At 74.9% G+C, this 18,974-nt stretch carries 20 protein-coding genes; 9 read left to right on the top strand and 11 right to left on the bottom strand.

The genetic code is table 11. The features are described 5' to 3' along the window. Positions 1 to 22: 22 nt before the first annotated feature. Positions 23 to 250, top strand: a complete 228-nt coding sequence (locus LP52_RS09090; protein ID WP_238580801.1) for a hypothetical protein — start codon at positions 23 to 25, stop codon at positions 248 to 250. 69 nt (positions 251 to 319) lie between these two features. Here the strand turns inward: LP52_RS09090 and LP52_RS09085 are convergent, their stop codons facing one another. Then, on the bottom strand, positions 320 to 1,249 hold the full coding sequence (locus LP52_RS09085) for an MmyB family transcriptional regulator (protein ID WP_052809625.1): 930 nt from the start codon (positions 1,247 to 1,249) through the stop codon (positions 320 to 322). Between the two features lie 113 nt (positions 1,250 to 1,362). On the opposite strand from LP52_RS09085, the gene LP52_RS09080 reads away from it, so the two are divergent. Continuing rightward, on the top strand, positions 1,363 to 2,079 hold the full coding sequence (locus LP52_RS09080) for an SDR family NAD(P)-dependent oxidoreductase (RefSeq protein ID WP_040272449.1): 717 nt from the start codon (positions 1,363 to 1,365) through the stop codon (positions 2,077 to 2,079). Here LP52_RS09080 and LP52_RS27215 read toward each other — a convergent pair. Next, entirely contained in the window at positions 2,046 to 2,669 is a 624-nt protein-coding gene (locus tag LP52_RS27215; protein WP_157036279.1) for a hypothetical protein, read from the bottom strand. The genes LP52_RS09080 and LP52_RS27215 overlap by 34 nt on opposite strands. 74 nt (positions 2,670 to 2,743) lie before the next feature. Between LP52_RS27215 and LP52_RS09070 the strand changes: the two genes are divergently transcribed. After that, complete coding sequence (locus tag LP52_RS09070; RefSeq protein WP_040272448.1) at positions 2,744 to 3,553, top strand: type IV toxin-antitoxin system AbiEi family antitoxin domain-containing protein; 810 nt, start codon at positions 2,744 to 2,746, stop codon at positions 3,551 to 3,553. Between the two features lie 13 nt (positions 3,554 to 3,566). Here LP52_RS09070 and LP52_RS27210 read toward each other — a convergent pair whose 3' ends face one another. The 3 genes from LP52_RS27210 to LP52_RS09060 all read right to left on the bottom strand — a co-directional run bounded on the left by LP52_RS27210 (position 3,567) and on the right by LP52_RS09060 (position 5,529). After that, positions 3,567 to 3,719 carry a hypothetical protein gene (locus tag LP52_RS27210; RefSeq protein ID WP_157036278.1) on the bottom strand — a complete coding sequence of 51 codons (153 nt, stop codon included), beginning with the start codon at positions 3,717 to 3,719 and terminating at the stop codon, positions 3,567 to 3,569. 339 nt (positions 3,720 to 4,058) lie between these two features. Beyond that, positions 4,059 to 4,754, bottom strand: a complete 696-nt coding sequence (locus LP52_RS09065; RefSeq protein ID WP_040272359.1) for a type 1 glutamine amidotransferase domain-containing protein — start codon at positions 4,752 to 4,754, stop codon at positions 4,059 to 4,061. A 169-nt stretch (positions 4,755 to 4,923) separates the two neighbouring features. Continuing rightward, positions 4,924 to 5,529: a helix-turn-helix domain-containing protein gene (locus LP52_RS09060; protein WP_040272357.1), complete on the bottom strand. Its 606-nt coding sequence runs from the start codon at positions 5,527 to 5,529 to the stop codon at positions 4,924 to 4,926. Between the two features lie 80 nt (positions 5,530 to 5,609). Here LP52_RS09060 and LP52_RS09055 point away from each other — a divergent pair, with 80 nt between their 5' ends. Then, a complete protein-coding gene (locus LP52_RS09055; protein ID WP_084723037.1) occupies positions 5,610 to 6,692 on the top strand; it encodes an NAD(P)/FAD-dependent oxidoreductase in 1,083 nt (360 codons plus the stop codon). A gap of 160 nt (positions 6,693 to 6,852) precedes the next feature. On the opposite strand, the gene LP52_RS09050 is transcribed toward LP52_RS09055, so the two are convergent. Next, on the bottom strand, positions 6,853 to 7,872 hold the full coding sequence (locus tag LP52_RS09050) for a helix-turn-helix domain-containing protein (protein ID WP_084723036.1): 1,020 nt from the start codon (positions 7,870 to 7,872) through the stop codon (positions 6,853 to 6,855). Positions 7,873 to 7,923: 51 nt separating this feature from the next. On the opposite strand from LP52_RS09050, the gene LP52_RS09045 reads away from it, so the two are divergent. Both LP52_RS09045 and LP52_RS09040 read left to right on the top strand, forming a co-directional pair. Beyond that, positions 7,924 to 8,352, top strand: coding sequence for a cupin domain-containing protein (locus LP52_RS09045; RefSeq protein WP_052809624.1), 429 nt, complete (start codon positions 7,924 to 7,926; stop codon positions 8,350 to 8,352). Positions 8,353 to 8,397: 45 nt separating this feature from the next. Beyond that, positions 8,398 to 9,384, top strand: a complete 987-nt coding sequence (locus LP52_RS09040; protein ID WP_040272355.1) for a leucine-rich repeat domain-containing protein — start codon at positions 8,398 to 8,400, stop codon at positions 9,382 to 9,384. A gap of 16 nt (positions 9,385 to 9,400) precedes the next feature. On the opposite strand, the gene LP52_RS09035 is transcribed toward LP52_RS09040, so the two are convergent. After that, a complete protein-coding gene (locus LP52_RS09035; protein WP_040272354.1) occupies positions 9,401 to 10,009 on the bottom strand; it encodes a hypothetical protein in 609 nt (202 codons plus the stop codon). Between the two features lie 174 nt (positions 10,010 to 10,183). Then, positions 10,184 to 11,035 carry a glycosyltransferase gene (locus tag LP52_RS09030; RefSeq protein WP_040272441.1) on the bottom strand — a complete coding sequence of 284 codons (852 nt, stop codon included), beginning with the start codon at positions 11,033 to 11,035 and terminating at the stop codon, positions 10,184 to 10,186. 255 nt (positions 11,036 to 11,290) lie between these two features. On the opposite strand from LP52_RS09030, the gene add reads away from it, so the two are divergent. Next, entirely contained in the window at positions 11,291 to 12,271 is a 981-nt protein-coding gene (add, locus tag LP52_RS09025) for an adenosine deaminase (RefSeq protein ID WP_040272352.1), read from the top strand. A gap of 28 nt (positions 12,272 to 12,299) precedes the next feature. Here the strand turns inward: add and LP52_RS09020 are convergent, their stop codons facing one another. After that, on the bottom strand, positions 12,300 to 12,974 hold the full coding sequence (locus tag LP52_RS09020; RefSeq protein WP_238580800.1) for a GNAT family N-acetyltransferase: 675 nt from the start codon (positions 12,972 to 12,974) through the stop codon (positions 12,300 to 12,302). Between the two features lie 113 nt (positions 12,975 to 13,087). After that, complete coding sequence (locus tag LP52_RS09015) at positions 13,088 to 14,485, bottom strand: FAD-binding oxidoreductase (RefSeq protein ID WP_040272349.1); 1,398 nt, start codon at positions 14,483 to 14,485, stop codon at positions 13,088 to 13,090. Between the two features lie 62 nt (positions 14,486 to 14,547). Between LP52_RS09015 and LP52_RS09010 the strand changes: the two genes are divergently transcribed. Together LP52_RS09010 and LP52_RS09005 are read left to right on the top strand one after the other, a co-directional pair. Continuing rightward, entirely contained in the window at positions 14,548 to 15,525 is a 978-nt protein-coding gene (locus tag LP52_RS09010; RefSeq protein WP_040272347.1) for a helix-turn-helix transcriptional regulator, read from the top strand. A 156-nt stretch (positions 15,526 to 15,681) separates the two neighbouring features. Continuing rightward, positions 15,682 to 16,629, top strand: a complete 948-nt coding sequence (locus tag LP52_RS09005; protein ID WP_040272346.1) for an NADP-dependent oxidoreductase — start codon at positions 15,682 to 15,684, stop codon at positions 16,627 to 16,629. Positions 16,630 to 16,746: 117 nt separating this feature from the next. Here LP52_RS09005 and LP52_RS09000 read toward each other — a convergent pair whose 3' ends face one another. Further along, on the bottom strand, positions 16,747 to 18,825 hold the full coding sequence (locus LP52_RS09000; protein ID WP_084723035.1) for an RICIN domain-containing protein: 2,079 nt from the start codon (positions 18,823 to 18,825) through the stop codon (positions 16,747 to 16,749). Positions 18,826 to 18,974: the final 149 nt, after the last annotated feature.

The raw sequence follows: 18,974 nt of genomic DNA, 5'->3' as shown, positions 1-18,974 counted from the left end.
CAGCGCCTGGTCCACGCGGGCGATGCTCGGGGAGGAGCAGTGGATCGCCGACCGCCCCCGCGACGCTGCGCTGGCGGTGCAGGCCGCGGGATCGGCGGCGATGGTGGCCGCACTCGTCGCGGCCTACCGCCGCCGCCCGGCGGCCGCGGTCGCTGCCACAGCCGCCACGATGGGCCTGACGATGGTCTACTGGCGGCAGATGGTCCGCTACTACGAGCCCGGCCGCGCCGCGGAAGCCACCGAGGTCTGAGCCGGCGCAGCTCCTCCAGCCCTCGACGCAGCCGGGCGGTGCGGGTCGCGGTGCCTCGGCGCCGGCCGGTCACTCCCCCGTACGCATGGGGTCGCGGTCAGGAGAGGCCGAGCGCTCGGCGGCGGTCGGCCCGGTCAGGTTCTGCGTCCCGATGACGCCGAGCAGCCGGAGCTTCTCAGCGGCCTCGGTGCCGGGGGCGGCGGTGTAGACGACGACGTGGTGGCCGCCGCCGGGGGCTTCCAGCACGTCGCAGTCGAGGTCGAGCGGGCCGGTGTCGGGGTGGTGGAGGGTTTTGGAGTCGGCGGTGTGCGTGCCCACCGCGTGGGAGTCCCACAGTTCGGTGAAGCGCGCACTCGCGCGCCGCAGGTCGGCGCTCAGCGCGTGCAGGCCCGCATCGCGCGGGTAGCGGGCGCAGGCGGTGCGCAGATCGCCCACCACGGCCCGCTCGAAGCGCTCCTGCTGCTCGGCGGTGTGGCGGACGCGCGTGGGCAGGCCCGTGAAGTGGCACCAGACGACGTTGCGCTCCCGCTCCGCCAGCGTGGAGAGGTCGCCGCCCGACAACGCGGCGTAGAGCCGGTTCCACGCGACCAGGGTCCAGCCGGCGTCGTAGACGCTGACCGGCGAGTCCTCCATGCGGTCCAGCAGGCGCAGCACACTCGGCGCGAGCTCGGCGGGGGCTTCGCCGGAGCCGGGTTCGCGCCGTCCCGCAAGGACGAACAGGTGGCGGCGCTCCTCGGCGCCCAGCCGTAGCGCCCGCGCCAACGCGGCGAGGATCTGCGAGGAGGGCGAGGTCGCTCGGCCCTGCTCCAGCCGGACGACGTAGTCGGGCGACATCCCCGCGAGCCGGGCGAGCTCCTCGCGCCGCAGTCCGGCTGCCCTGCGGCGGCGTCCCGCGGGCAGGCCGACGTCCTCGGGCGCGATCCGCTCGCGCCAGCTGCGCAGTGCGGCCCCCAGCTCGCCGGGGTGCCGACCGCCGCCCGCGGCGCCATGCTGGCTCATTCCTCCACCTTAGGCCCGGCGGGTGCCACGCGGCGGCGATCATGGTGGTACCGCCGTTCCCAGGAAAAGACGTGTGCTGGCTGGGCGAGTGCGCTGCGGCGATGCTGGCGTGCATGACGACAACGACGACACTCATCGCCGGCGCCACTCGGGGGATCGGCCTGGAGACGGCCCGCCGCCTGGCCGAGGCCGGACACCACGTGTTCTTGGGCGCCCGCGACCTCGCCCGGGGCCAGGAGGCGGCACAGCGGGTCGGCGCCCACGCGCTGGTGCTCGACGTCACCGACGACGCCTCGGTGGAGGCCGCCGCCCGGCGGGTGGCCGAGGAGACCGGTCGGCTCGACGTGCTGGTCAACAACGCGGGCATCACCGGGGCGCTGCAGACCTCCGCCGAGGAGATCACAGCCGCGGACCTGCTGGCCTGCTACGACACCAACGTCTTCGGCGCCGTCCGCATGATGCACGCCTTCACACCGCTGCTGCGCAAGAGCGCGCAGCCCGTGGTGGTCAATGTCAGCAGCGGGCTGGGGTCGCTGGCCGCGGCCACCGATCCCGACGTCCGCGCCGAGTTCGCCCCCACGTGGATACCGGTCCCCGTCTACGCTTCGTCCAAGGCGGCGCTGAACATGGTCACGGTGCAATACGCCCACGCCCATCCCGAGATGCGCATCAACGCGGTCGATCCCGGTCACACGGCCACCGACTTCAACGGCCACTCGGGCCCGCAGACTGTCGAGGAGGGCGCGGAGATCGTCGTGCGCATGGCCGGCGCCGGCGGCGACGCCCCGACCGGCGGCTACTTCGCGGCCGCGGGGCCGGTTCCCTGGTGAGCGGCGGCGATGAGAGCGCGGGGGCGCCGCGGCGGGTGGAGATGGTGATGGACGTCGCCTGCGTGCTGAGCTATCTGGTCTTCACCCGGTTCCGACGCGCCGCCGAGAACGTGCGCGCCGACGGCGCGCGTAGCGGCCGGTGCGCTCGAGGTGATCTGGCGCGGGGATTTCACCGGGTCCGATAGCGGATCCCGGTGAAATCCCCGCGCCAGACGTGGCCCACGTAGCGGTGGCGGCCTACTCCGCGACGAATCGCGTCGCCTCGGCCAGCAGGTGACGGGCTCCCTCCCCGTCGGCCAGGCGGGCGGCGAGGGTGCGGGCGGCCAGGTGCGGCGGCAGGGCTGCGGTGAACTGAACTTCAGCCCCTCCAAGGCCTTCTCGCTGACCTCGGGCAGGGCGGTGCGGTCGGCGGCGCCGTCGCGGGCCGTCGCCCACGCGGCCGGGTCGACGTCCTCGCGCAGCCGCAGGTAGCTGTCGTGGACCTGGTGGCCGGGCTCGGCGAGGCCGACCAGCGTCGCGCGCAGCGTCAGGTTGGCGCTCGTGCCCGCCCAGGCCCACCAGCGGACGTCGCTACCGTTGCGGGTGATCACCGACCCGCCGCTCCACCGTGGTCGCTGTGACGGTCCGGCGCCGCGGCCGGTACCGCGCGGTCATGCTCGGGTCCATGGAGGCGATCAGGGCGGCGCACAGGACCGCAGCAACGCAGTACGGGGTGCTCAGCAAGACCCAGGTCCGCGGGTGCGGGATGGCCGAGCCGGACCTGCGGCGGCAGCTGCGCCGGCGCGCATGGGAACGCGTCCACCACGGGGTGTTCCGTGTGCGGGAGCTGCAGGACCACACCGAGCGGGGCCGGTTGCTGTCGGCGGTGATGGCCGCGCGGCTGTGGGGCATGCAGGGACTGCCGCTGTGGGACGGGACAGTGCACATGGCCGTCCCGTCGCAGAGCACCCCCTACCGGATTCCCGGGGTGCGGCTGCACGCCTGGGCGACGGCGCCGGAGGAGATCGTCTCCCGCGGCGGGATACGGGCGAGCGGCCCCGGGCGCACCCTGCGCGACCTGCTGCTGTGCCTGGACCGCTACACGGCGGTGTGCCTACTCGACTCCGCGCTCAACCAGGGGCTCGTGCGGCCCGGGGACCTGCCGGGGTTCGCCGCCGCCAACCGGGGCCGCGCGGGGTGCCGGCGCTCGCGGCCGTGGTGGGGCCTGGCCGACGGGCGGGCACAGAGCCCGCTGGAGACCCGTATCCGCCTGGTGTGCACCGACGGTGGTGTGGCGCCCGACGATCTGCAGCACCGGTTCCACGACGACCGGGGCCGCGTCATCGCGGTGGGCGACCTGTGGTGGTCCGACCGCCGCCGCCAGAACGCCCTCGAACTCGTCCACCCCGACGTCCGCATCCTCCGCTTCACCTGGGACGACCTCCGCAACCCCTGTGCCATCGCGGACACGGTCCGCGGCGTCCCCGCCCGCTGACCGCAGAACCGGCTCAGTCCGCCTGGTGGCGCGCGTGGACGCGCAGCACCCGGGTGGCGGTGTCCAGCGCGTGGGGGGTGAGCCCGGCCGGATACAGCGGAGTCCGGGCGGTGGCGGTCTCGGCGCCGGAACACCGGGGCGGGCCGACGACGCCCGGCGGGGACACGCCCTCTGTCGCTCGCCTGCTACAGGGCCACGATAGGGGGTGCCGCGGACGTCTTCCGCCGCGCGTGCGGCGGCCGCGCCCTCCCCGTCACCTACCGCGCGGAAATCACCGCCTGTGGCGGCGGAATCCGGTGACAACCTCGCGCTGGATGGCGCCGAGCGGCGGCTCCTGGAGCCCACGGTGTGGGCGAAGGCGTCGCACGGTTCGACGAGCACCATCACCGGCCGTGTCTTGGGTGGCGCTCCCGGCGCCGGGAGCGCCACCCAAGACACCATCGGTGTGCGGGCCGGGTCTTCCCCGCGCCGGATGCAGTCCCCGGCGCGGGGCGGGTCCGGCTGCTCAGCTCAGGGCGGTGAGCATCTCCCGGGCCAGCGGTCCCGAGGAGGCCGGGTTCTGGCCGGTGTAGAGACTGCCGTCGACCACCACGTTGGGCGCCCAGGGCTCACCCTCGGCGAAGTCGACGCCCATCGCCTCCAGGCGGTCCTGCAGCAGCCAGGGCGCCTTGTCGGCCAGACCGGCCTGGCGCTCCTCGGCGTTGGTGAAGGCGGTCACCCGGTAGCCGGCGAAGGGCGACTCGCCGCCGGAGCGGGCAGTGGGCAGCAGCGCCGCGGGTCCGTGGCAGACCACACCCAACGGCGTGCGCGCCTCCAGCGCCGACGCCAGCAGCCGGGCGGAGTCCTCGTTGGCGGCCAAATCCTCCATGGGGCCGTGCCCGCCGGGGTAGAACACCGCGGCGAAGCCGCCGACGTCGACCTCCTCCAGGCGCAGCGGGCTGCGCAGCGCGGTCATCTGCTCCAGCGTCCGACGCACCTGCGCAGCGCCCTCCTCGCCGCCGTTGGCCTCGGGCGCCAGGCTGGCGTCGTCGGCCATGGGCACCACACCGCCCGGGGTGGCCACCACGACCTCGTGGCCTGCGTCGGTGAAGACCCGGTAGGGGGCGGCGACCTCCTCGCCCCAGAAACCGGTGGGATGCTTGGTGCCGTCGGACAGCGTCCAGTGGTCGGCTCCGGTGATGACGAACAGGATGCGTGCCATTGTTCTCCCCCTGGTACGTGCGCGCCGGGCCCGCAAGGCCGACGCCTGATCGGTGTGCCTGCGTCCGGCCCGTCCTGCACGGGCCGGTTCCGCCTGCCGCTTTCGACGCTAGGCGGCGCGGGTGCACCGGTCCAACAACAACCCGCGGGTGTGTGGGGTGAGCCCGCACTCACGCGCCTTCGGGGGCCTCGTCTGAGGCTGTGGGGCGGGCACGCAGGTGGGCGCGCTCGCCTTGGCGGCCGAAGAGGCTGAGGAACTCCACCGGCGCGGCGTCGGCGGCGCCGAACCAGTGCGGCAGGCGGGTGTCGAACTCGGCGGCCTCGCCCGGCTCCATCACCAGATCGTGCTCACCCAGCACGACCCGCAGCCGCCCGTTGAGCACATACATCCACTCGTAGCCCTCGTGGGTCTGGGGATCGGGCGTGCGGGGCCGTTCGCTGCCCGGGATGATCAGCTTGTAGGCCTGGATGCCGCCGGCGCGGCGGGTCAGCGGCAGCATCGTCATGCCGTGGCGGGTGACCGGGCGCAGGTGGATGCGCGGGTCGCCGGTAGGCGGAGCGTCGACCAGCTCGTCCAACGTGACGCCGTGCGCCTTGGCCAGCGGCAGCAGCAGTTCGAGGGTGGGTCGGCGCGCTCCCGACTCCAGCCGGGACAGGGTGCTCACCGAGATGCCGGTGGCCGCCGACAACTGGGCCAGGGTGGTCTCGCGCCGGCGGCGCAGCGCGCGCAGGCGGGGACCGACCGCGTCCAGGGTCTGGTCGAAGTCGTCGCTCATACCCCCAGTTTGCCACAGCGGCAAAGTTGTTTGCCGGATCGCCGGGCGGGCGCGCATGCTCGTCGCAGGAGGTGATCGGCATGAACGATCAACTGAAGGACGACTACGACGTGGCGGTCGTCGGGGGTGGCGCCGCCGGACTCAACGGGGCGCTGATGCTGGCGCGGTCGCGCCGGTCGGTGGCCGTGATCGACTCCGGGGCGCCGCGCAACGCCCCGGCCGCGGGCGTGCACGGGCTGCTGGCCCGCGACGGCATGGATCCGGCCGAGCTGCTGGAGCGCGGCCGCGCCGAGGTGCGCCACTACGGCGGCCACGTGGCGGCGGGCGAGGTCATCTGCGTCTGGCGCGACCGGGACGCCTTCGCGGTCGGGCTGGCCGACGGCCGCGCGGTGCGGGCGCGGCGGATCCTCGTGGCCGCCGGCCTGGTCGACGAACTGCCCGACATACCGGGCCTGGCCCAGCGGTGGGGCAACGACGTCGTGCACTGCCCCTACTGCCACGGCTGGGAAGTGCGCGACCGCGCCATCGGCGTGCTGGCCACCGGCCCCATGGCGGTACACCAGGCGCTGCTGTTCCGCCAGCTCAGCCCCAGCGTCGTGCTGCTGAGCCACACCCAGCCCCCGCCCGCGGGCGAGCAGGCCGAGCAGCTGGCGGCCCGCGGCATCCGCGTGGTCGAGGGCGAGGTCGCCGCGGTCGAGACCGCCGAGGACCGCATCGCGGGCCTGCGGATGACCGACGGCAGGCTGATCGCCCGCGAGGTGGTGGCGGTCGGCACCCGCATGCGGGCCCGCGCCGGCTTCCTCGCCGGACTGGGCCTGCACCCGGTCGCCCACCCCATGGGCATGGGCGAGTACATCCCCGCCGACACCGACGGACGCACCGAGGTCGACGGCGTGTGGGTGGCGGGCAACACCACCGACCTGCTCGCCCAGGTCGGCGCCGCAGCGGCCGCAGGAGCCGCGGCCGGAGCCCGCATCAACGCCGACCTGATCACCGAGGACACGCGCCTGGCGGTGGAGGCCTACCGCGTGCCGTTCTCGGCCGAGAGCGAGGCGCGCCTGCGCGAGCAGGCGGCGGGCGGAGCCCGCCACGGGCTGGACGGCCTGGCACGGCACGCGGAGCGGGAAGAGCCCGGAGCCCTCGACCGCAGCGGGCGCGCATGAGCACCGCCTGCGCGGAACATACAGGAGAGCCCGCGACGGCAGGCTCCGAGTAGCCGGCAGAGCCCGCACGCGCCTGCTGCATGCGGCACTGCGCCGAGAGCGGTCACGGGCCCGACGTCCCCGGCGCCACGAACCCGCATCCGGCGGCGCGGGCCGGGGGTCACTCGGGGTGGGCGGCGGGCCCGAAGCGCCGGCGGTAGGCGGTGGGGCTTAGGCCGGTGCGGCGGCGCATCCGGGTGCGCAGGTTGGCGGCGGTACCCAGACCGCTGGCGCGGGCGACGGCCTCCAGGCGGACCTCACCGCGTTCGATCAGCCGGCAGGCCGTGTCCACCCGCTCCGCGGTGAGCCAGGCCAGCGGGGTGGTGCCGAGTTCGGCGCGGAAGCGGCGGTGCAGGGTCGCCTGGCTGACCGCGGCCCGGTGCGCCAGGGCGGCCACGCTCAGCGGTTCGTGCAGGTGCTGCCGTGCCCACGCCAGCAGCGGGGCCAGCGACGCATCGGCGACATCGGGAATCGGCCGCGGAACGAACTGGCGCTGTCCGCCCTCGCGGTGGGCGGCGAAGACCAGGCGGCGGCTGACCGCGTTGGCGACCTGCGCGCCGTGGTCGCGCCGGATCAGGTGCAGGCCCAAGTCCAGGGCCGCGGCGCTGCCGGCCGCGGTGAGCACGTCGCCGTCGTCGACGAAGAGGACGTCGGGCTCCAGGCGCACCAGCGGAAAGCGGGCGGTGAACAACTCGGTCCAGCGCCAGTGCGTGGTGGCGGGGCGGTGGTCGAGCACGCCGGCCTCGGCCAGAGCGAACGCGCCGGTGCACAGGCTGACCAGGCGCGCACCCCGCTCTCCGGCGCGGGCGATCGCCGCGACCACGGCTTCGTCGGGCCGGTGCTGAGGATCGGGGCGGTTGGGGGCGATCAGGGTGTCGGCTTCCTCGGTGGCCTCCAGCCCGGCCGCGCCGGAGAGGGTGAACATGCCGGAGTGCATGCGCACCGACGGCCGGGCGGTGCACAGGGCGAAGTCGTACCAGGGGCGCTCCAGCTCAGGGCGGCGCAGCCCGAACAGTTCGGTGATCACCCCCAGTTCGAAGGGGTTGGACCCCTCGTCGACGATGACGGCGACCCGGTGGGGGCGGCCCGATGCAGCGGGTGGCACGGCCGGTGCCGCGCCGTGCGAGGATTCGTGCGCCATGTGCGATTCCTAGCACTGGCGCCGTCCGCCCGCCAGCGCGAGCATGGGCGCATGAGCGAACAGGCACCGTCGCCGACACCGGCGCGTACAGCACAACCGGTCGCGATCGCCGAGGCCCTCTCCGGGATCGATCGGCTGTGGAGCCCGCACGTCCTCGCCCGCGTCAACGACCACGATGTCCGCCTCGCCCGGGTCGCCGGCGACCACATCTGGCACGTCCACGACGACACCGACGAGTTCTTCCTGGTGCTGGAGGGGCGGTTGGACATCGGCCTGCGCGATGAGGGCGGCGAGCGCGTCGTGTCGTTGGAACGCGGCTCGGCCTTCCTCGTCCCCCGCGGCGTGGAGCACCGCCCCTCCTCCCCCGAAGGCGCTTCCATCCTGCTCGTGGAAGCCGGCGGCACACTCAGCACCGGCGACCGCGCCACCGAGGAGGTCCCCGACCATATCGACAGCACCCGGGGCCACGAGCTGGGATGAAATGGAGCGAGGCGGACGCAGTGCCCCGCGAACGCCGGCGGGCAGGTGTTTCCGTTGCTCGGTGAGGACCGGGTGCCCGCGCAGGCGTGGCGGTATCGGCGGGGGCGGGTCGTGGGGTTGGCCGCCCCGGGGGCGGGGCTGGAGCGGCTGCCCTGCTCGGTGGCCGATCTGCGCGATCTGGGCAGCATCGATCTGGACGACAACGCGCTGGAGCACCTGCCCGCGTCCGTGGCCGCGCTGCCGCGGCTGCACACCCTGCTGCTCTACCGCAACCGGCTGCGCGAGGTACCGCCCGAGCTGGGCGGCGCGCCCGCGCTCAAGCACCTGGGCCTCGGCGCCAACCGGCTGCGGGCCGTACCCGAAACGCTGTGGAACCTCACCGGCCTGCGCAGCCTCAACCTCGCCGAGAACGCCCTGGGCCGCGTGCCCGAGGGCATCGCGCGCCTGCACCGGCTGCGCATGCTCGACCTGGGCCACAACCGGCTCACCGAACTGCCCGCCGACATCGGTGAACTGCCCGCGCTGACCGACTTCCTCTACCTCAGCGGCAACCGGCTGGAGCGCCTGCCGCCGCAGCTGGGCCGCCTGCGCCGCCTGGACTACCTCGGCGCCACCGACAACCGGCTCACCGAACTGCCCGAGGAGATCGGCGACCTGGCCTCGCTGCGGGAACTGCGCATCTACCGCAACCGCCTGCTGCACCTGCCCGAAGCCCTCGGGCGGCTGTCGAGCCTGCGGGAACTGCATGCCGCCGGCAACCGCCTGCGGTCGCTGCCGGAGAGCATCGGCGACCTGCAGAGCCTGCGCCACCTGGACCTGCGCGGCAACCCCCTGGAACACCTGCCCGGAACCCTGGCGGGCCTGACCTCGCTCACCCACCTCGATCTGCGGGGCGCACTGCTGCGCGAGCTGCCGGAGGTCCTGGCCGAGCTGCCGAACCTGCAGAAGCTGGACGTGCGCTGGACCAAACCCGACCGCCGCCCCGCGTGGCTCACGGCCCTGCGGCGGCGCGGGTGCGTGGTCCTGCAGTGAGCCGGGCCCGGCGGCGTCACGCCGCGGGCATGAGCCCGAGCGCGGCCAGCGCCGCCGGGGCGCCCACCAGCACCCCGGCCAGTACCAGGGGCGCGCCGAGGGACCCCAGCACGGCCCAGCGGGCGCGGAGGCGGTGGCGGCGCGTGTGGGAGACGGCCAGCACGCCGAACCCGCCGGCGAACAGCAGGAAGAACAGCACGTAGGCGAGACCGGCGAGGTCGATCTGGGCGGGGCTGCCAAACAGCCCCGTGGCCATGCCGGCGACGTGGACCACGTTGCCCACCGCGTAGACGCCCAGCGTCGCGAACGCCGCCCACAACCCGAACGCGAGCGCGGGCGAAGGCAGCCGGCGCGGGCGCGGGGCCACCGACAGCAGCGCCATCGCCGCCCCTGCGGCCTTCAGCCCGACCACCAGCCAATTCATGACGCTGATCCCGGTGGAATAGGCGGCGTAGGGGCCGCTGGAGAAGCGGTCGGTCGCCTCGAAGGCGACGTTGACGGCGGCGAAGCCGACGCAGGCCAGCGCCGTCGCGGCCGCGACGGCGACGACGCGGCGACTGGGCCGCCAGGGGACCGGGGCGGACGGCCCCGCCGCGGCGGCGGGTGGAGTGGAAGGCGAAACCATGACGGCAGTCAACGCCCGGCGGCGTCCGCGGCGGATCCCCCGCGCGGGGGAAGGCGGCCGGGCGGGGTCCCGCATGCGTGGGAGGGCCCCGGCCACCGGTCCCGGCGCCGATCCGCCGCCACCGGCCACCGCCCGCTGCAGGCGCCCGCCAGCGGCGGGACGGCGGATCGGCGGTCAGGGCAGAGGGCGGGCGGCCGAGGAGCGGCGTAGCAGGCGCATCGGCGACAGACGGCCGTCGTAGGGGGTGTGCGCGCGTACCAGCAGCGAGCAGGGCCGCAGCAGCACCAGCCCGATCAGCAGGCACACCGCCGCGCCCCAGGCCGCGCGGCGCTGGCCGTGCAGCCGGTAGGTGCGCGGCCAGGCCCGCAGGTAGGAGTACAACTCCCCTACCGAGGCGCCGATGCGCCGCGCGGATACCGGCACACGCAGCCCGTCGACGTAGCGCACCCGCATGCCCAGCCGGCTCAGGTGCACCGCCAGGTCCAGGTCCTCCCATATCCCCGGCGCGGCGCAGGTGTGGGCGCGCACCCGGTGCCAGCCCTGCCGGCTCAGCGCCATGTTGGACCCCCACAGCATGGCGTGGCCCGACAGCAGCCGGTTGAGGCGGTGGCAGAAGAACCGGTGGGCCGAAAGCCCGATGCGGCGCAGCGGGACGTCGTAGAACCAGGACGGGCCCGTGACGGCGTCGGGAGCGAGCCCCGTGGCGGAGTCGGCGGCGAAGGCGGCGGCCACCCCGGCGACCCACTCCGGCCCCACCACGGTGTCGGCGTCGATACGCCCCAGCACGTCGCCGCAGGCCTCGTCGAATCCGCGGTTGCGGGCGTGCACCGCGCCTTGGCGGGCCTCGCGCACCACCCGCACCCCGTGGTCGGCGAAGGCGGCGGCGACCTCGGCGGTGCGGTCGGCGGAGTTGTTGTCGACGACGATGATCTCTGCGGCGGGCATCCGCTGGCGCGCGAGCGCCTCCAGGCAGCGGCCGATCACCGCCTCCTCGTCATAGGCAGGCACGATTACCGAGACCTTCACGAAAGCCGCCTTGTCGTCGTCGGTGAGGGGCGCGGTAGGCCCGGCGGTGAACCGGCGCGGACGCCTTACGCCGGTGTATCGCTCCAGCGCCAACCGGCGGTGGCGTGCGGGTGAAATCCCTGTCGGCACCGGGTGTTGTCACACTGCGCGGCAATCATGACACACACCGCAGCGAAAGCAGGCCGCCGCGGGCTGCGGCCTCCGCACGCGAAAAACCGGTTCGCCTCGCGGCGGGACGCCTCTAGGCTCCGGCGCATGCGCGACCTCGCCCTGCTGCCCAAGGCCCACCTGCACGTCCACCTGGAGAGCACGATCCGCCCCGCGACGCTGCGCGAGATCGCCGCGGCCAACGGGGGCGCGGCGCCGGAGGCGGCGCCCGAGCGCTTCGCGGGCTTTCGCGCCTTCGCCGACCGGGGCGCCCGCGTACGCGACTGCCTGCGCCGCCCCGAGGACTTCGCCCGCATCGCCCGCGAGTTCGTCGCCGACGAGGCGGCGCAGGGCACCCGCTACGCCGAGGTCACCTTCAGCGCCGCCGCCCACGGCGAGCGGCTGGGCGATTTGCGGATGCCGCTGGAGGCGGTGCTGGCCGGTCTGGCCCAGGGCCGCGCGGCCCACGGGCTGCACACCCGGCTGATCCTGGACCACTCGCGGCGGCGATCGGTGGAGCGGGCACAGCGCACCCTCGACCTCGCCCTGCAGCACCCCGCGCAGGTGGCCGCGGTGGGCATGGCCGGTGAGGAGAGCTATCCGCTGGCGCCCTTCGCCGGCATGCTGGCCGAGGCCGCCGATGCCGGAGTGCGCATCGTCCACCACGCCGGGGAGGCCGGAGGCGCCGCATCGGTGTCCGAAGCGCTGGACATGGGCGCCGAACGGATCGGCCACGGCATCGGCGTGCTCGGCGACGCCGCGGTCGCCGAGCGGGTGCGCGAGCGCGGGATCGTGCTGGAGGTGTGCTGCTCCTCCAACGTGGCGCTGGGGTTCGCCCCGTCGGTGCGGGCCCACCCGCTGCCGCGGCTGCTCGACGCCGGTCTGGCGCTGACGCTCAACACCGACGTGCCCGACGTGGCACGCACCACGCTGACCGAAGAGCACGAGCGGGTGCGCGCGGCCTTGGGCTGCAGCGACGCGGAGATGGCCGCGTTCGCGCGCACCGCCGCGGCCGCCTCGTTCGCCCCGGCCGAGCTCAAGCGCAGCATCGAGGCCGGCATCGACGCGTGGCTGGCCGCCCCCGCCTAGCCCGCGGCCCCCGCGGCGCCGCCGGGACTCACGGGCTCCAGACCATGGTGCGCTGGTGCAGGCGCCGGCCTTCGTGGCGCAGCCCGGGCACCAGCGGGGCGGGGCCGTGGGCGGTGAATCCCATGCGGGTGAAGAACCGCACGGCCCGGGTGTTCTCGGCCAGCGTCTGCAGATGGCAGCCCGGCGACCCGGCCTCGGCCACACGCTGCTGCCAGGCCCGCATCAGCCCTTCGGCGGCCCCGGTGCCGCGTGCGGGCGCGGCGACGTTGATGTGCAGGTGGGAGGGCCAGCGGGGGTCGTCGAAGCCGCCGGCCAGCGGGCGGCGGGCCAGGGCGGCCAGGGCGGAGTCGGCCATGGCGCGCGCGAAGAAGACCGCGGGGCCGGGCTTGAGGAACAGCCGGTGCGTGCGGATCGCCTCGGCCATGCGCTCGTCCTCGCTGGGGAAGGCGGCGGTGTCCAGGCAGCCGACCAGATAGCCCACCAGTGCGCCCTCGTCCTGGGCCAGCAGCACCGTTCCGGCGTCCAGGTCGATGTAGGGGGCCAGGTAGATCGCCGCCTCGGAGGGGGCGTGGCCCCACAGCGACGCGGTGGGCGATCCCCGGCCGGCGTAGGCGGCGAGCGCCTCCAACTCGGCCCGGTCCTCGGACTCGAAGGCGCGGATGTGCATGCCCGCCTCCCTTGTCGGCCGGTCGGTGAAATCCACCCACAACTGTATACGCCATAAACAGAAGGTGGGGCGGTGTCGGCGGCCGCATCCGGTCGCCGCCCCCGCCCCACCTGCCGCCCCGCCCGGTACGGCTCCGAACGGGGGCCGGTTCACCCGCGCGGCGCCGGCGGGATCGGGTGATTGGCGCGGATGCGGTCGTCGGGGTCGTAGGCGGCCTTGACCTCCCGCAGCCGCCGGTAATCCGCCGAGGCGAAGCAGGCGGCGACCTCCTCGCCCGGCGCGGGGCCGAAGGTGAAGTTCAAACTGCGCCCTACCGCCTGCCCGGCGAAGGGCGCCAGCACCCGCCGGTGCACCTCGCCCACCCCCTCCCCACGGTCGGGCTCCACCGGCGACAGGACGCTGACGGCATAGGCGGCGCCCCGGTGGCCCACCGCCCCGGCCCCCTCGGGCACCCGCGCCAAGGCGCCGCCCAGATGCCGCAGTCCGGCCACGCACATCACCGGCGCACCCGGCCCCGCCCGGGCCACCAGCTCGGCGGTCGCCCCCTCCTCCAGCGAGTCCAGCAGCAGGTTCTGCGACCGGTATCCGTGCGGGGTCTCGGGCTCGTCGAAGACCGCCCCGGACCCGCTGTAGTCCAGCTCGCGCACCGTGTCGCGCACCGGCTCCCCCGCCCGGGCGAGGAGCTCGGCGACCAGTCGGCGCCCCTGGGCCACCGGCCCCGCATGGCAGATCTGCACCTGGGCGATGTGGCGGCCGCGCAGCCGGGGCGGTACCCCCGCCATATCGGGAAAGACCAGCAGCGTCACCGCCGAGGTCGTCTCCTCGGGCACGGCCGCCGTCCACTGTGCCCACGCCTGCACCGCACCGGGGCGCTCGGCGAGGTCGAAGTACAGCCCGCCCCCGAAGACCCGGCGCAGGGGCACCAGGCCGACCTCCAGCGCCGTGACCACGCCGAAACTCCCTCCGCCGCCGCGCAGCGCCCAGAACAACTCCGGTTCGCTGCCCGGCTCGGCCACACGCAGCCGCCCCTCGGCGGTCACCACCTCCGCGCGCCGCACGTGGTCGGCGGCGAACCCGTAGCGCCCGGCGAGCAGACCCACACCGCCGCCCAGGGTGTAGGAGACCGCACCGACGCCGGGCATGCTTCCCGACAGCGGCGCCAGCCCGTGCGGGGCGGCAGCCGCCACCACCTGGCGCCAGGTCGCGCCGGCATCCACACGGGCGGTGGCCGCATCCGCGTCCACGCTGACCCGGTCCATGCCCGCGGTGGAGACCAGCACACCGCCTTGCAGCGCTGCCGCCCGGCCGTGCCCGGTGGCCTGCACCGCAACCGGAACCCGCGCCTCCGCCGCCGCCAGCACGGCCGCCTGCACGTCGGCGGCACCGGCGGCCTCCACCACCGCTGAAGGCCGGTGGGGCTCCAGCAGCTGGTAGCCGGTGCGGGCGCGGTCGTAGCCGGGCTGGCCGGCACGGCGCACCGCCCCGGTGGTGTGGCGCGCCAACCGCCGCAGGTTCGTGTCCCCGATGCTGTACGTCGTTTCCGTCATGGCCGCACGCTCCCAGCCCTTGCGGCCACACCCTGTCCTCAAGGCGTGCGATCGTGAAACGCATGGAGCCCACCTCGACGCGCCGGGACATGCCCGCCCGGCTGCTGCGGTTGCTGTCGCTGCTGCAGACCCGCCGCCAGTGGCCCGGAGCCGAACTGGCGCAGCGGCTGGGCACCAGCCGCCGCACGCTGCGCCGCGACGTCGAGAGGCTGCGGGAACTGGACTACGCCGTGGACGCCACCACCGGCACCGACGGCGGCTACCGGCTCGCCCGGGGCGGGCGCGGCATGCCCCCGCTCCTGCTGGACGACGAAGAGACCGTGGCCGCCGCCCTCGCTTTGGCCACCGCCGCCGGCAGCACCCCGGGCATCGCCGAGGGCGCCACCCGCGCCCTGGTCAAACTGGAGGCGCTGCTACCCGCCCGCCTGCGTCCGCAGTTGGCCGCCCTGGGCCGCGCCGCAGCCGCCCTGCCCCACCGCGGCGCGGTGCCCGTCGACCCCGCCCGCCTGGCGCTGCTGGCCGGCTGCTGCCGCGACGGCGAAGCACTCGCCTTCGACTACCGCGACCGCCGCGGCTCCACCCGGCGCCGCCGAGTGGAGCCCTACCACCTGGTCACCGCCCAGGGACGCTGGTACCTCATCGCCTACGACCCCGACCGCGCCGACTGGCGCACCTTCCGCGCCGACCGCATCGCCGATGCGCTGCCCACGCGGCGGCGCTTCACCCCGCGCCCGCTCCCGGCCGAGGGTCCCGCCGAGTTCCTCGCCCGCTCGCTGGCCGAGGCCGACTACGACCACACCGCCCACCTGCACGTCGACCTGCCCGCCGACCAGGTGCGCTCCCGCCTGTTCCACCCCGTGCCCGGCACCGTCACCCCCCACGGCCAGCACCGGTGCCGGGTGCGCCTGAGCGCGCACGCCCCCGAGCTCGTCGTGCAGTACGTCGCGGCCGTCGCCTCCCTGGGCGCCCGTGTCGAGGTCGACGCCTCCCCCGAGGTCACCGAGGGCCTGGCCGCCCTGGCGCAGCGCCTGGCACGGTGAGCGCTCCGCGCGGCGCCGGGCGGTACGGTACCGGCGCGCCGCACAGGCGCCGCCGCCCGGCGGTGATCCGCGGCACACGCGCTTGACCCCAAGCGCGGTGCAGGTTCCACAGTGGCCGTGTCCCCACCCGCATTCCACGACACCAGGAGGCTTGTCATGGCCTACGCCGTCCGCTACTCCCGCTACGGCGGACCCGAGGTACTCACGCTGGAGCAGGAGGAGGCGCCCGAGCCCGGTCCGGAGCAGGTGCGGGTCGCGGTGCGCGCCGTCGGCGTCAACCCCGCCGACTGGAAAATCCGCAGCGGAGCGTTCTCCGCCGACGCCTCCCAGCCCCCGCAGCGCCCCCAGGGCACCGGCCTGGACCTGGCCGGCACCGTCGAGGCGACCGGCGCCGGCGCCACCGGCTGGAACGTCGGCCAAGCCGTCTTCGGCAAGGCCCAGGGCGGGGCCGCCGCCACCCACGCCCTGGCCCCAACCGACTCCTTGATGGCCAAGCCCGACTGGCTGTCCTTCGAACTCGCCGCCGCGCTGCCGATTCCCGCCGAAACCGCCTACCGCACCCTGGGACTGCTGGGCGTGGGTGCCGAAGAGGGCACGACCGTGCTCGTGCACGCCGTGGCCGGCGGCGTCGGCCTGATCGCCGCCCAACTGGCCCGGGCCCGCGGCGCCCGCGTCATCGGCACCGCCAGCACGCGCCACCACGACTTCCTGCGCGAACTGGGCGTGGAGCCCCTCACCTACGGCGAGGGGCTGGAGGACCGCCTGCGCGAGGCCGCGCCCAAGGGCGTGGATGCGGTCCTGGACGCCTCGGGACGCGGCGTCCTGGCGATCTCGGTGGAACTGGCCGGCACGGCCGATCAGGTGATCACCATCGCCGACCCCGCGGCGGCCGAGCACGGCGTGCGCTTCTCCGGCGGCGGCGATGACCGCGCCCCGCTGGAGGAGGTCTTCGCCGAGGTGCTGCCGCTGATCGAGCAGGGCCGGCTGCACCTGCCCATCGAGCGCACCTTCCCGCTGGAGCAGACCGCCCAGGCCCAGCGCTTCAGCGAAGAGGGCCACCTGCGCGGCAAGATCGTGCTGACCGTCGGCGACCAGGCCGGCTGAGACCGCCCAGGCCCCGCCGCCCGCTCCGACGCAAGCGGGGCGGGCGGGCACCGGCCGGTGGCGGGGCCCCGTCCGGCGACACGCCGCGGGAGCCCCCGGCACCGGCCGGTACGGGGGTCAACCGCCGTCGGCGGCGGTGATCCTCCAGCGCTGGTTGTCTCCCGAGGTGGGCCTCCACACCGAGACGGGGGCGCCGTCGCGGGTGGCCTGGCCGGCGACGTCGATCAGCGCGCCGGTGGCCCGGTTGACCAGTGTCCAGGACCCGTCGCCGGTGGTGGACATGATCCATTGGGCCACGGCGCCCGCCCGGCCGCGGGCGGGCTCGAGCACCAGCGAGTCCCCGCGCACCGCCAGGCGCCGGTCGCGGTTGGTCAGCACGTAGCGCTGGCGGTTGTCGTGGCCCCGGGTGACCTCGGCGATGTCCCACAGCTGGGCCGCATCGCCGGGCTCGGTCGCGTCGATGACCACGGAGCCGCCCTCGGCGGTGAGCGCCTTGCCGCTCTGCACGCCGCTGAGCCGGTAGTCCCGGCCGGGCTGGACGAGGGCGGCGTCGGCGGCGACCCCGAAGACCCCGTCGACGACCAGGGTGGTCACCGACTCGGCCGGCACGGTGACCGAGGCGGCGCCCTCCTGCACCGGCACGGCCTCGTGTTCGACCAGCGCGCCCCCGGAGTCGGTCACCACCGGGGTCACGGTCGCATCCGGCGCCACGCGCGCGAACTTCGACAGGTCGACGGTGACCTCGCGCGGCCCGGCGGTGTCGTTGACGTGGACGACGGTGGCCGCATCGCCCGACTGCGCCGCGGCGGCGGCGCTGGAGGCGTCGTCGACGCCGATCAGCCGGTCGCCGGGGCGGATGTAGTGCGTGAAGTTGCGTGCTGTGTCGAACTTGGTGTTGGTGCGGACGGGGCAGGTCTGCAGGGTGTCCTCGGCGGTGCAGCTGAAGGGGATCTGGATGCTGCCCCAGTTGCCGCCGGAGTCGGACTCGCCGCCGGGCGCCATGTTGTCGTAGTCCTCGACCGGCTGCCAGAACACCCAGGCGGAGGGCTCCAGCTCGCGCAGGTCGTCGACCATGTGGCCGGCCAGTCCCAGCCCGGTGGACATGGTCTCGAAGTCCTGCCCGCCGCCGCCCCAGCGCTGGCCCTCGCCCCAGTCGCCGCCGGTCTCGCTCATCCACAGCGGGCGCTTGGCCGCCTTGGCCAGATCGCGCACGGCCGTGCGGCCGCCGGTGCCGTAGGTGTGCACGTTGAGCTGGGCGACCTTCTCGCGCACGTCCTCGGGGTAGGACAGCCAGTTGCGGGCGAAGGTCTCGGGGTTGGTCTCGTCCATCGCGGCGACCACGGCGCCGGTCTCGGCGCCCGACAGTCGCCCCTCCAGCGCGCGGATGACGTCCTGCTGCAGCTCGGGCCCCATGTGTGCGCCCTCCTGCCGGCCGCCGACGGGGTCGCCGTCGGGCCCCAGGGTGGTGCTCCAGTAGTCGGTGTTGGGCTCGTTGAACGGTTCGAGGGTGTCGACCTCGATGCCGTGGGCGCGTTCGAGGCGCTCGGTGGCGCCGACGAGGTAGGCGGCGAAGTCGTCGACGGAGCCGGCGGCGAGCTGGTCCTCGGTGGCCTCGAATCCGCCGGAGACATAGCCGCTCTCGGTCATGAACCAGGGAGGCGAGTTGCTGAAGGCCTCCCAATGGTCGACGTCGTCCTTGACGGTCTCGACCCACCAGCGCTGGGTCGCGTCGGCCCGGGGGTCCCAGTCGTCGGAATCCTGGGCACTCCACCAGTCGGTGTCCTGGCGGGCGGTGCCCTCGGGGGCCTTCCACCAGCCTTCGACGGCACCGCCGGCGCGCAGGTAGTCGGGCACGTCGGGGGCGTTTCCGCCGCCGATGTTGTAGCGGGCGATGTTGAGGTCGAGCCCGTCGTCGCCGAAGACCAGGCGGGCCAGCTCGCGGCGGATCGGTTCGGGGTAGTCGCCGGTGGCGTTGGCGAACCAGGCCAGGCTGGTGCCCCAGCCTTCGAACTCCTGGCCCTGGTAGGAGGGGTCGGGGGTGACGGTTGCGGTCGAGGCGGGCTCGGCCTGTGCGGGCCCGGCCGCGCTCGCCGCCAGCAGGCAGACGGTGGCCGCGGCGGCCAGGGCGCTGCGCGGGCGGGCGGCGGGTCGGGGTCTTGCTGTCGCGGGCCCACCGGGCCGGGGGAACGTCGTCATGGGGGGATTCCTCACTCGCGCTCAGCCGGGAATGTCTGCGCGGACATCGCCGGGGCTCCGGCGCCTACACGGCTATGTTTACGTAAACATCGGGTTTCGTGATAGTGGCACCACCCCCAGGCCGGGGTCAAGGGAGCCGGCACCGCCCC

The sequence above is a fragment of the Streptomonospora alba genome (genome assembly GCF_000826685.1).
GTDB classification, from domain to species: domain Bacteria; phylum Actinomycetota; class Actinomycetes; order Streptosporangiales; family Streptosporangiaceae; genus Streptomonospora; species Streptomonospora alba.
This window is presented reverse-complemented; position numbering and strand designations above follow the sequence as displayed.

What these genes read in the sequence shown, in the direction of transcription:
- LP52_RS09065 (WP_040272359.1), bottom strand. Translation starts at nt 4,754, where the DNA reads ATGGCACGCATCCTGTTCGTCATCACCGGAGCCGACCACTGGACGCTG.
- LP52_RS09010 (WP_040272347.1), top strand. Translation starts at nt 14,548, where the DNA reads ATGGAGCCCACCTCGACGCGCCGGGACATGCCCGCCCGGCTGCTGCGG.
- LP52_RS09045 (WP_052809624.1), top strand. Translation starts at nt 7,924, where the DNA reads ATGAGCGAACAGGCACCGTCGCCGACACCGGCGCGTACAGCACAACCG.
- LP52_RS09070 (WP_040272448.1), top strand. Translation starts at nt 2,744, where the DNA reads ATGGAGGCGATCAGGGCGGCGCACAGGACCGCAGCAACGCAGTACGGG.
- LP52_RS09080 (WP_040272449.1), top strand. Translation starts at nt 1,363, where the DNA reads ATGACGACAACGACGACACTCATCGCCGGCGCCACTCGGGGGATCGGC.
- LP52_RS09085 (WP_052809625.1), bottom strand. Translation starts at nt 1,249, where the DNA reads ATGAGCCAGCATGGCGCCGCGGGCGGCGGTCGGCACCCCGGCGAGCTG.
- LP52_RS09055 (WP_084723037.1), top strand. Translation starts at nt 5,610, where the DNA reads ATGAACGATCAACTGAAGGACGACTACGACGTGGCGGTCGTCGGGGGT.
- LP52_RS09060 (WP_040272357.1), bottom strand. Translation starts at nt 5,529, where the DNA reads ATGAGCGACGACTTCGACCAGACCCTGGACGCGGTCGGTCCCCGCCTG.
- LP52_RS09005 (WP_040272346.1), top strand. Translation starts at nt 15,682, where the DNA reads ATGGCCTACGCCGTCCGCTACTCCCGCTACGGCGGACCCGAGGTACTC.
- LP52_RS09000 (WP_084723035.1), bottom strand. Translation starts at nt 18,825, where the DNA reads ATGACGACGTTCCCCCGGCCCGGTGGGCCCGCGACAGCAAGACCCCGA.
- add (WP_040272352.1), top strand. Translation starts at nt 11,291, where the DNA reads ATGCGCGACCTCGCCCTGCTGCCCAAGGCCCACCTGCACGTCCACCTG.
- LP52_RS09035 (WP_040272354.1), bottom strand. Translation starts at nt 10,009, where the DNA reads ATGGTTTCGCCTTCCACTCCACCCGCCGCCGCGGCGGGGCCGTCCGCC.
- LP52_RS09015 (WP_040272349.1), bottom strand. Translation starts at nt 14,485, where the DNA reads ATGACGGAAACGACGTACAGCATCGGGGACACGAACCTGCGGCGGTTG.
- LP52_RS09050 (WP_084723036.1), bottom strand. Translation starts at nt 7,872, where the DNA reads ATGGCGCACGAATCCTCGCACGGCGCGGCACCGGCCGTGCCACCCGCT.
- LP52_RS09090 (WP_238580801.1), top strand. Translation starts at nt 23, where the DNA reads ATGCTCGGGGAGGAGCAGTGGATCGCCGACCGCCCCCGCGACGCTGCG.